The 12,258-nt window shown below is 40.3% G+C and carries 6 protein-coding genes; 5 read left to right on the top strand and 1 reads right to left on the bottom strand.

All coding sequences use genetic code 11. The features are described from left to right. Nucleotides 1-2 precede the first annotated feature (2 nt). The 5 genes from DHU66_RS07785 (at nt 3) to DHU66_RS07765 (ending at nt 9,763) form a co-directional block, all read left to right on the top strand. Nucleotides 3-1,277, top strand: a complete 1,275-nt coding sequence (locus tag DHU66_RS07785) for a PIN domain-containing protein (protein WP_108775289.1) — start codon at nt 3-5, stop codon at nt 1,275-1,277. Between the two features lie 102 nt (nt 1,278-1,379). Next, nucleotides 1,380-2,258 carry a HEPN domain-containing protein gene (locus DHU66_RS07780; protein WP_135358333.1) on the top strand — a complete coding sequence of 293 codons (879 nt, stop codon included), beginning with the start codon at nt 1,380-1,382 and terminating at the stop codon, nt 2,256-2,258. 9 nt (nt 2,259-2,267) lie between these two features. Then, entirely contained in the window at nt 2,268-4,169 is a 1,902-nt protein-coding gene (locus tag DHU66_RS07775; protein ID WP_108775287.1) for a P-loop NTPase fold protein, read from the top strand. Between the two features lie 419 nt (nt 4,170-4,588). Then, on the top strand, nt 4,589-5,719 hold the full coding sequence (locus DHU66_RS07770) for an IS110 family RNA-guided transposase (protein ID WP_108775286.1): 1,131 nt from the start codon (nt 4,589-4,591) through the stop codon (nt 5,717-5,719). A 474-nt stretch (nt 5,720-6,193) separates the two neighbouring features. Beyond that, nucleotides 6,194-9,763 (top strand): CAP domain-containing protein, encoded by a 3,570-nt coding sequence (locus DHU66_RS07765; protein ID WP_108775285.1) that lies wholly within the window; start codon nt 6,194-6,196, stop codon nt 9,761-9,763. A gap of 887 nt (nt 9,764-10,650) precedes the next feature. Here the strand turns inward: DHU66_RS07765 and DHU66_RS07760 are convergent. Continuing rightward, nucleotides 10,651-12,093 (bottom strand): transposase, encoded by a 1,443-nt coding sequence (locus tag DHU66_RS07760; protein ID WP_108775284.1) that lies wholly within the window; start codon nt 12,091-12,093, stop codon nt 10,651-10,653. Nucleotides 12,094-12,258: the final 165 nt, after the last annotated feature.

The following is a 12,258-nucleotide window of genomic DNA, read 5'->3' as shown; positions in this document are numbered from 1 at the left end:
TTATGGATGAAGAAAAGATTATTAAAAATCAGCAGATTAAAGATAATGGCGCTGCTTATGAAAAAATTACACTTGTTTTGATAGATACGAGTGCATTTATACAGGCAAATAGTGATTTTTTAGGCATAAGGTCTTCGTTGATTCCAAATTTTTTTGTGGTTCTTAAAAACAAGGGCATTGGATTGTTATATTCAGAAATTCTAGATAAAGAATTAGAAAACCATTTGTGCCAGTCAAGCATTGTAAGTGACTTTGATGAATTGCAGAATGCCCTCAAAAATAATGACAGGCTTTTGCGCTACTTTAATGTTGTTAAAGACAATGATCAATCTGAATCTGATGATGTTGAGGGCTCTTCTGAATCCGTGAATGGTGCAGAAATAATTAAACGTTTGAAATCAATAGATTTAATGAAAGAAACAATGAAGGCATATCATACTGCTTATGAAGACAGCATCTCTTTACCTTATGCCGATCCAAAGACCGTTTTTGATAAGTATTTTAACTCAGTACCGCCTTTTGCAGAAACGGGAAAGAAAAAGTCGGAATTTCCAGATGCGTTTGTTATTGAATCGGCAAAAGTATACTTGGCAAGTCATGTGAAAGATACGCTGTTAGTTGTATCTGATGATGAAGACTGGAAAAGAGCTTTTGATAATACCGAAAGAGCTATTCTTTGCTCGTCAATTAAAGAGGCAGTTAAGCAAATTAATAAAACCGAAAAGATTCTTTCAGAGAACCAAATTAGCACATTGTTAAAAATTAACTTAAAAGATTTGAAAATTCTTTTAGAAGAAGAGTTTAATCAAAGCACCTATTTATTAGATGGTTTTAGCCATGACGATGATAATGAGGATCTTACTGTAGATGAGTTTTATGAGTTCAATATTATAACTGATCCAACAGAAATTGATTTATTAAGAATCACTAGAAAATTCATAGTGATACAAACATACGCAACATGTCTAGTCGATGGTAGTGCAATTGTTTTTGATGAAGATAATTCATTGTGGGATAGTGAAGACCGTGAATATACATATAAATCATACGATGATATTGAGTTTAAACATGGCAAAGTGGAAACCATTTGTGAAATAACTATTTCATATGATATTGATAAAATAGATGATCCATTAAACTGTTCACAAGTTAATTCATTATATTTTACGGATAATGAAAATCTTGAAATTGAATTAGACGAAGCAGATATTAAATCACATGAAATGAGCGATGATGATATGGCATTGCGAGTTTTACGAGAAGATAAAGGCTATTGATTTCACAAGTCGTCAAAACCATCGAGAGGGATATAATATTGCTGAATATGATGATGGTGTGGCAATTCTTTATCCAACGGGTATATATAAAGCAGAACATAAGTGACAACAATGGATCTTACTTGTGATATAGCAACAGTGATATTTTCTGCGGATAAGACTGCAATGGATATTATCCCTCCAGATGGATATAAATGGTCATTAAAATCCATGGCTATGGATTGCACATGGTTTGAAAAGCTGTTTGATCTGCATGATGCTTTTGATATTCGCAAGAGGTATGAAGCAGCCAAGATAAAATCTGATAATGATCCATTAACAGTCATAGTTTTGACGAAAAGGAAGATCATTGAAAGTGATGACTTTGATAAATTCGTTAATGATGAAATGCAGGTCATTGATGCATTTATCCGCAGAATTCGATTCCTAACAGAAAGTTGTATCCATTATGTCGATATAGGTTTTCATGGATATGCAGCCCATTATTCACATTACACGGATATTCCTTCACCTGATCATATATGGAATTCAAAAAGCAAATCATTTGCTGCTGTAGATGTGGAGCTGATCAACAATTCTGATATTGATTTTGATTTCCATAAATATGGTTCATCATCCGATATAGCCGTTGCGTATGGAATGTATGATCTCTCCTATAGCATTAATTACAATGTTGGCATGGTTCTTTTAATGTCTGCTCTTGAAGCATTACTTGGAAAAGAACAGCATGGAATAAAGGAGCAGTTAGCAAAACGAACATCTTTGTTTCTTGGAAATGGCGATTCAGAGAGGGATTCAATTTATAAAGAGATTCGTCATCTTTACAAAGTTCGATCTGAATATATCCATACGGGATTATGGAAAGCAGAATATTCAGATGTGAAAGAAGGTAGATCGTTATTAAGACGATGTTTGTTGAAGATAATGATGAATCCTGAATATACGAATAAACAGGAAAGGATAAAAAGCTTGACCATATAGAAAAAGTCCATGAATACCGTTGATGAATTAGTTTATTACTGCAATGAAGTTGATCCTGTAGGTGCAATAATGCTTACTGGGCAATGGGGCAGTGGAAAGACATATTTGATTGAGCATGAATTAGCTGAAAAGCTCAAGGATACCCACATAATTATAAGAATTTCATTATTTGGTGTTGATTCTATTGATTCGTTTAATCATGCTGTTCGCAAACAATGGATTTCTAAATGCAATAGTATTTTAAGCAAATTGCAAGATAAGAAAAAATTGATTGATACTGGAAAATCTCTCTTCAGTGAGGTGATACCATTTGTTCCAGCTCTAAAGAAAATAAAAGGATCCGCTTTGAACACTATACTTTCCATTGATCCACTTGATTACATAACGGTAAAAAAAGAAGTTACAACAGTAAATGGAAAGAAAGATGTAGTTTTAGTTTTTGATGATCTTGAAAGATCTAAATTAGATACGATCACACTACTAGGATGTATCAATGAATATTGCGAAAATCAGGGATTTCATACGGTAATTGTCGTCAACGAAGGCAAGATCCCTGATAAAGATAAGAAAGAAAATAGTTCTTTGTCTTATAACGAGATAAAAGAGAAAATTGTAGAGAGAACAATTTACTTAAAACCAGACTTTGATGGAATAATTGATTCTATTATCGAAAATAAAAGTTGGCAAAGTACTAAATACAAAGAATTTTTAAAGGATAACAAAGCACTTATTAAAAGTTTATTTAAGCTATCTCAAAGTGATGGGAATGGAAATGAAGATAGATCATCAGATGATACTGTAGATTATGTACCGCAGAATATAAGAATATTGAAATGTGCATTGCAGGATTTTTATCGTATTTATGAAAAATTGAGTGCTGAAAGAGTTCCTGATTTAGACAAGTATTTATATTCATTTTTGGCATATAGCATGGTTTCGAAGAGCGGAATTAAACTATCCAACGATGAAGATCAAATGTTTACAGATAATGAGACTTCAGATATTTATCCGCTCTATGAAAATAGCAAAATGTTCGATTCAGCTAAGAATTGGGTTAATAAAGGTGAATGGAATCAAAATGCCTTTTCGAGAGAGCTAAAACTTGCTGTAGAAATGTCAAAGCCATTAAGTCAAAAGGATATTTTACGATTAACAAGATTTGAACTTGTAGAAGATGAAACTATAAAGACAGCATTTAAGGATCTTTTAAATGATGCATATTTAGGTAAACTTTCATTGGATGAATATGTTGTTTTTATTGAAAATTGTCACTTCATCAGAACTTATAAAATTGATGTTAATACTTCTATTGATTGGAAGAAGATAACTGCCGGAATAAATACATGTATTAATGAATATCTCTATAAAAAAGAACCCGATCAAACTCATAAGTTTATTTCTGATGAGGATTTAAACTATTTAAATGATGATGAGCTTAATGCGTACAAATTAATACGTAGTTTTAGAGAAAATGGCATTGCGATTTTTGCTGAAAACAGAAAACAATATTTAGATTTAATGAAATCAGATAGCCAGTCAGCATTTGTTCTATGTAGGAATAAACAAATGAATGTATTTGATGCTGAAATGGCTAAAGCTACATTAGATGCATTTGATACTGCACCACAATATGACAAAGCTAGGTTCGGCAGTCAATTTTATAATTTATGGAAATATATTGATCAGGAGGATTATATAAAAGCGGATGAGACTATAAAAGGCTTAACTGAATTAAAAAATCTACTCGTTGAGAAGAAAAGTTCATATTTAAATTCTGATCGAAAGGTCGCTGCAATGCATACTGATAAGTTTATAGAGAAAGTATCGCAGCTTATCTCCAAATTAAGGGATGCAGAGAAAAGAGTTAACACTACAGATTCAAATGAATCAAGTCTAAATATGGAAGAATAACAATGTCAACAGAGTCTTCTGCAGTGAAGGTGGGTGAAAAAAGCTGGTAGCTACAAACAAAAAATAGATCCTGTTTTGTCAGAATGGATGAAGCAATCTTAGATTTTGGGTCAGATCAGAAAAAGTCCTGATATCCCTTGACTGGATTTCTTTTATAGAATAAGAGGCAGAAATGTCTCTTCTTTGCTTATGTTTGGATCAGGCGCATGAACCTGATACAGGCTGAAAAGAAGGATTGAATAAACAGTTTGTAAAATTCTGTAAACGAGCGGTATTTTGGCAAAAAGTCAAAATACAAGGTGTTAGACAATATGTAAAAGCCCTCCATTAACTTGTGTGTTCGAGGATCATCCCGCATACTTGTTATTGGCTTAATAAGATGGGGGAAGTTGCCTCATCCAAGAAAGGAAGGCATTTACATGATAGCATATGTTGGAATTGATGCACACACTACAAACTACACTCTCTCGACTTATCTTGAAGGATCATCAGTAGCACCTGTGAACACCAACGCCTATTCTCCTTCTGTTTCCAACATCGTAAACTACTGCAAGGGGATCAGGAAAAAGATTGGAAATGATACAAAGATCGTTGTTGGATATGAAGCTGGCTGCCTTGGATTTAAACTGAAGCGTGATCTTGAGGAGAAGGGTCTTACCGTAAAGATCCTTGCCCCTGCTTCAATTACCGGAACAGAAATAAACAGACGGCGCAGGAAGAAAACAGACAAGCGGGATGCTGAAGCGATTGCCAGATCGCTGAAGAATCATGAATACAGCGAAGTCTATACCCCCGATGAAGAAGATGAATCAGTACGTGATTTCATCCGTATGCAACAGGATCACAAGAAGCAGCTCAGAGTGATCAAACAGCAGATCTGTGCCTTTACTACCAGGCATGGATACAAATTTACGGATGGCAGGAATTACTGGACAAAGAAACATCTGAAATGGCTTAAGGAGCTTCCTCTGGAGGGGATCAATAAGGAAACACTGGATTCTTACCTGCTGTCATATGAAACAGTTTCTGATCGAATTGAGCAAATGAACAAACGCATTGAAGAAATTGCTGAAACAGATAAATACAGGGAAGCAGTTCACAAGCTGATCTGCTTTAAGTCAGTGAAAGTACTTACTGCTCTGGCTGTGATTGTGGAAATCGGAGATTTCACCAGATTCGTTAAAGCAAAAAACTTTGCGGCATTTCTGGGCCTGGTTGCAGGAGAACTCAGCAGCAGCGATGATCAGAATCAGACGGGAATAACAAAACAGGGAAACACCTTTTTGAGAAAACTACTTGTCGAATGTGCACAATCCTTCTCCCGGACATCATCTGGAAAAAGTGAAGCACTGAAGAAGCGGCAGGAAGGCAACGCTCCTGAAGTCATTGCATATGCGGACAGAGCGAATGAACGCCTCCGGAAGAGATACATGCGTCTTGTGCTTCACAATCGAAAGAGCCATAACAAAGCAACAGTAGCCATAGCACGTGAGCTGGCATGCTTTATATGGGGAATGATGACAGGCAATATTCATACTGTTCTTGCTTAAAATGATTCTATCGATTATCGGGCAGTCAAGACTTGCGTTGAGCACTTCAAATCAGGAAATCATTGAATGACCTAAAAACAAAGAGGAGGATAAGAATTAGATTGAAGGCATCAGGAAGGAGCAGCCCGGATTTGAACTGGATGGTTCAGCTATCTGCGATGATTCTATGATGGCGCTGTTTCATGGTGATCCACGATATTAGACAGCAGAGCTGGCGGCGAAACCATTGGCCTGTGGGGTGGGAGAGCATTTGTCCCTGATACACGAATAACAGAATGGCTAAATACCGCGAACTGTTGAAAATCCGAGACTCTTTCCTCATGCCTTCAACAGCAGACAAAAAATATTGAATCAATCCGAAACTAGCACTTGACATTGGCTTTTACATAACAGAATACAGTTGTTAAAAGAAAGACAGAGGGAAATGCATAGAACAAATATCTGTGCATCAGAAAAGGAAAGGGAGATTCGATCATGAAAAAGAAAATAACTACACTGGTAGCCGCAACAGCAGTAGCGGCCACAATCTCAGGAACAGCGACAAATACAGTTGTCTATGCCGAAGAAACACCGAATGAGCCTGAAACAAGAACAGAAGCCAGATCTGAAATGGATACGGCTGACGAAGCACTGAAGGCTGCGCAGAAGTCCAATGAAGAGACACAGAAGGCAGTAGACGAGGCGCAGGCCGCTCTGGATCAGTCTAATCAGAATAAGGCTGATGCGGATGCACAGGCAGAAAAGGCACAGTCTGAGGCAGATCAGGCAGTAGATGCAACAGAAGCACAGGCTGAGCTTGAAACAAAGAATGCTTCTGCGGATACAGCCAAAGCAGTTACAGATCAGAATACTGCTGAAGCTGCAAAGCAGAATGCTGAATCTGATGTCGCTTCTGCTGAAACTGCATTGACAGATGCTCAGAATGCACAGGCAGAGACTGAGAAGGCTACTGGCTATAATGAAAATGATCATAAAGCCGCAGTGGATGAAGTAGACAATGCCAATACTGATCTGACAGACGCTAATGAAGCAGTTGATAAAGCTGAGTCGAATGTAGCTTCAGGCAAAGACACAGTTTCAGATAAGACAGAAGAACTGAATACTGCTGCTTCTTCAGCGGAAAAGGCACAGCAGGAATTGGAAAATGCCCAGAAAGTAAGTAATGATGCCAAGAACGCCAATGACGCTGCTATCACAGCATTAGACAATGTCAGAGCAAATGCTGATACATCAAGCGATGCATATAAAACAGCCAAAGGTGCACTGGATCAGGCAAATGCCAATCTTGAGTCTGCCAACGCTGCGAAGGAATCGGCTGATAAGGCGGTCGTGGATGCAAACACGGTAGTTGAAACAGCCAAGAATGAACTCATTGCAAAGGCTAATGAAGCTGCGGATGCGAAGAAAGCATTGGATCAGGCAAACGCTGAACTTGAAACGGCGAAAACAAATGCGAATACAGCTAATACCAACAAGACAGCAGCCCAGGTTGATGTAGACGCAAAGACAAAGGCCGTAACAGATGCTAACTCTGCACTTGCAGAAGCTAAGAACGCTTTAAGTGACGCTAATAAAACCTTGACCAACGCGCAGAATGAAAAGAAAACTGCACAGGATAACCTTGCAGCAGCAGAAAAGGCTGTCACCGATGCGCAGGCAGCTTTGGATGCGGCAAATGAAAAGTACAATCAAGGCTCAATCGGGTACTTCAACAGCAAGGTTGCGGATGGTGAGACTTCCAATGCTGCAAAGATTATGGAAGAGGAAATTGCACTGGCAACAAAAGATGATGCCAGAGGCGTGACTGATCCATCAAATTCAACCGATGCATCCTCTCTGGAAAACTTCGGAAAAGCATTTGAGTATATCAGGAAGGCTAATGAACTGCGTGCCAGTGAAGGTCTTGATCCTCTGAAAGTATCTGATGAATTATTTGCGATTGCTCAGGCAGATGCAAATATGGAAAACTATCTTGGCACTCACTGGATACGTAATCTTTATGTCTATAATGTCGGTGAAAATTGGGCAGGAACCTCTAATAAAAAGGAAGCATTCTATCTTTGGTATAACGTCGAAAAAATTGTGTATGACTATAAAAAAGATAATGAAAATGCGACTGATGACGAAGTATTGGAATATTTAAAGTCAAAAGTTGATCCTTCAATTTTCCCAGCAAGCATGTATACAACGAATGATGTAAAGACCACTGGGCATTACACCAATATTGTTGATAGCAATTGTATCGGAACAGGATTTGCTATCAATACAAATACTGATTCAGCTACTTTTTCGAGACAGGGGGACGCAGTACAGGTCTTTGCTGGCCAGTGGGCTATGGCAACTCCAGGCGGAAAGAAACGTGGAACAGGCACATTGTATGATGTAGAAACATATGAGAGCAACTTCCTTGCATATTACGATAAAGTTACAAAGGCAAAGGTAACTGCACAGAAGAACCTTGATGATGCAAATGCGAAGCTTGCTGAACTGAAGGCAACATCCTCTGATGATTCTAAGATCGTAGAAGCTCAGAAGGCAGTTGATACTGCTCAGAAGGAAATGGATGCAAAGACAAAGGCTGTAGAGGATGCTGAAGCGGCAGAAAAAACAGCAGAGGATCTTCTGACCACAAGAACTTCTGAAGCTAAAAAAGCACAGGACGCTCTTGCTGCTGCAAACAGCAACGTTACAAAGGCAACTGAAACTCTCAATGCTGCGAATAAGGCTGTCACTGATACTAAGAATGACATTGCTGCCAAAGAACAGGCAGTTAAGGACGCCGAAACAGATACTGCTAAGAAAGCAGCGGATGTAGAGAATGCAAAGACAGCAGTCACTACAGCACAGGCAAATCTTGATGCTCTGAATGAAGCGGTAACAAAGGCCAAGGCACATGCTGAAGAGACACAGAAGGCATTAGATCAGGCTGAGGCAACAGTAGCCAAGCTCGATAAAGAAAAGCATGTTAAGGACCAGGCAAAGCAGGATGCTGAAGATGCTTTGAAGAAGGCACAGGCCGATCTTGTAAGTGCACAGAGCGATCTGACTGAAAAGCAGAATGCGCAGAAAGATGCTGAGACAGCTCTTGCAGATGCAAAGACAAAGCTGGCAAAGTACGAAGCCGACTATAAGGCAGTCATGGATGCCAAGGCAAAGACTGAAGAAGCTGCAAAGGACCTCGATGCAAAGAAAGCTGCTCTGACTACGGCGGAACAGGCTCTTGCCAAAGCGGAAAAGGCACTGTCTGATGCACAGGCAGTTCAGAAAGCAGCACAGGATAAGCTGGTACGGACAAAGGCAGTTGCAGAAGATTACAGGAAGAATGGCACAGCAATGACGCTTGCCAATACGCCTGAATTTAAGAATATTGCGGATGCAGTTAAGGCTCTTGCTGATGCCAATGCAAAGGTAGAGGCTGCAGCTAAAGAAGTAGAATCTGCTACTTCAAAGCTGAAGACAGCAACCGATGAACACGAAAAGACAAATACTGTCTATACGGCTGCAAAGGCAGCATACGACAAGGCAGAGTCTGTATGGAAGGCACTTCAGGGCGGTGTTGATTACATCATCACAAGAGGCGCAGATTCCACTGTCTATAAGGATGAGTCAAACGATCTGCTTGTAGTCTCCAATGGCAATTTCCCTGAATTCACTGGTCTTTACATTGACGGTGAACTGGTTGATGCAAAGAACTACGATGCAGTATCAGGATCAACTGAGGTTACACTCCATGCTGATTATCTGCACACACTGGAAAACGGCGCTCATAAGATCCGCTTCACTTACGAGGATGGCGATGATGCCGAAGCTACATTCTATGTTGCTGATACAAGACCTGTTGAACCGGCAAAGCCGGAAGAAGGCAAGTCTGGATCTGCTGAAGCAGGAACAACATCTGATACAGCAACAAAGGTAACGGCAAAGAGTACATCACCTCAGACCGGTGTAGATACGGATATCATGGGCTATGTACTGGCCTGCGGCATTGCTTCCTTCTCTGTCATGTATCTCATTGATAAGAGAAGAAAAGCCGGAACAAGATAAAAACTGTTTTTCTCCTTCCTCTCTCTTGTGGGTGTGGTCATCAGACCATGCCCACTTTTTTGGCTCTTCTGTACTCATGGTGGGGGGGTTATTGCTGATTTAACATGCTTGAATGGATCCCCGCTTCTTCTCCATTCCTGCTTTTTTCCTTGCGTTCTGCAGTTCTCTAAGCTCTGCTATCTTCTTCTTAGATGGCTGATATCTGTTGTTTAGCGGAACTGTCAGGTCTGAACATCGAAGGTAGATCAGAGCGAACATATTGTCCAGATTGCGAAACCTTCTTGCCGTCGCAATTAGGGACTAGAACATTGTGTTTGTGGCTCTGCTGCGCGAACTGTTTATCTGCAGCTCCACAGACTGCACTGATGAATGGAAGGTGGCAAAGGCCAACAGGCATTTTTACAGGCTCACTTTATTGCTGAATAGTAACCAATCCACAGTGATCCGGTACGCATTTTGTTGAAGGCAGCCTGATCTCAGGATATACTTTATGCGTAATATTCAGCACCTTTCCATGCAGTATTTTTTGCGCAGAAAAGGTGTAGGATACTACAGACTGTTTTCAAAATTGCATATTTGTCATTATATCCAGTGTTATTTACCTGAGAATGTGCTAGACAGGAACTGCTGTATTCTGCGGCAAGCAGCAGGCAGTTGTTTATGCAGGATTTCTTTGACTATCTGGGGGGAGTACTGCAGACTGGCAGGAGGAACAGTAAAAGCGGGAATACTGAGGAATATGTCTGCTATTTTGGAGTAGTGTCGAAAACCCGGAAGGCAACTGATAGGTATCTGACGGCTGAGAAGCCGGAGATATAAAAAATTGCGGCCAAGGCGCAATAAAAACAACTTTGGAACTCGTTCTTTCAAAACTGAATCTTCAATGCTTACAGCTCATCCTTTATCCAGGCATCAAGATGGATATTGATGCCGGCAAAGATTGCGAAGAAAGCATGCTTGGATCCATTACGGATTTTCATCTGGTGAAGATGATAGTCGTTCAGGATTCTGGTGTTCATTCTTTCTGTCGAAGTTCTGTTCCGGTAAATCTCTTTCCACTTTTCAGACCTGTATGGAACAGGTCCGAAGAGCCGGATGTCATCACCGTCATTGACGTATATCGTTCTTCCATAAGCGGAAGAACTGCACTCATTCGCAAATGGACAGGAGGAAATCTTATTCATCCTGAGTGGGCAGCGGAATTTTCTGCGCTTTCTCTGAATGTCGTAGCCATAGTCATACATCGGTGTTCCATTCGGACAAACAGGCACGCCATTCTCATTCAGCTTGAACTTATCAAAGGGATTGTCCCCAGCAGACCGTTGATTGCGGTCGATGATTGGAATAATATTCTTGTGACGGAAGAACTGAAAGATGGCAAGACTGTCAGAAGCTGCGTCAAAGCACATGTATCGCGGGTGGATATCGGGATTCATGTCAAACAGACGTGCTGAGGCAGATATGGTGGTCAAAGCATCGTGCCGTGAGGCTTTCTCAAGATCGATATAGATAGGCAAGTCTACTGATCTATGGGGATTGTGGTACGAGATGTTGTAAAGAGTGTAGCCGAGATAGTAACACTCAAGATCACTGTCCCATCCGATGTCAGCGTCAGGTGCAGAATAGCGGACGAGAGGATTTCCATCCTTATCCAATTTGACTTTGTGGCCAAATGGAGAGGCGTGGATGTGAAGCGAAGAACCATCTCCGGACAAGATGAGATTATTCGACTCAATGAATCCCATGTCGGAAGAAGGAATCACAGCCAGTGCATTGAAGAGAGACTGAAGTGTGTAGATCATCCGATCCCGATCCCATTCGGCGCCGTTTTTATATTTGTCAGCGAGAAATAAGGTTTCGGAATGTGAATAGTTAATCAGCTTGTCATGGTTCTTGGGTTTCTTTTGAGAAGGCTTCGTATAGTAACCCTGCTGCAGCAGATCAGAGAGATGTGGATCTGAGTGCGTTAAACGATTGATAAAGTCGTAATGAGAAGCAGGACCAGGCGGAGAGAAAGAGCCAATCAGCCATTGAAGCAGAGAATCAGAAGACAGATCTGCACACCAGTTATGAATGGACAAATACCCGAGGTGCTGCATGAGAATGAAGGACCGGATGAGCACAGCGGGGTCATGAGCCGGACGGCCGGTAACAGAGTAGAGAGGAAACAGAACATCTACGGCAAGATCGACGTCCAGCTTCCGAAGCTTATGCAAAGCAGAATGGAACTTAGAAGTATCCAGTCGTTTAAGCTGAGCATAACCAAGATGATCTTTTTCATCCCTAAGGAAAGCACGATATTCCAGGGACGAAGAGATATGTTTGAGCATTTCACTCACCTCCCACCTTTTCAAGAAAAGCGAGCGAAGCGAGCAGGGCACGCTTGAAATTTTGTCAAGAGTTGACAGCGAAAAAGTGGGGGGATTATGAAATGAGGAGCACAGAGAAAAGAGCGTTGCCTGTACTCCTAAGAGTTTTCGACAACGCTCTTTTGA

The organism is Lactimicrobium massiliense (assembly GCF_900343155.1).
Lineage (GTDB): Bacteria > Bacillota_I > Bacilli_A > Erysipelotrichales > Erysipelotrichaceae > Bulleidia > Bulleidia massiliensis.
Note: the sequence above shows the minus strand (reverse complement) of the source record. Positions and strands in the feature narration are given on the sequence as shown.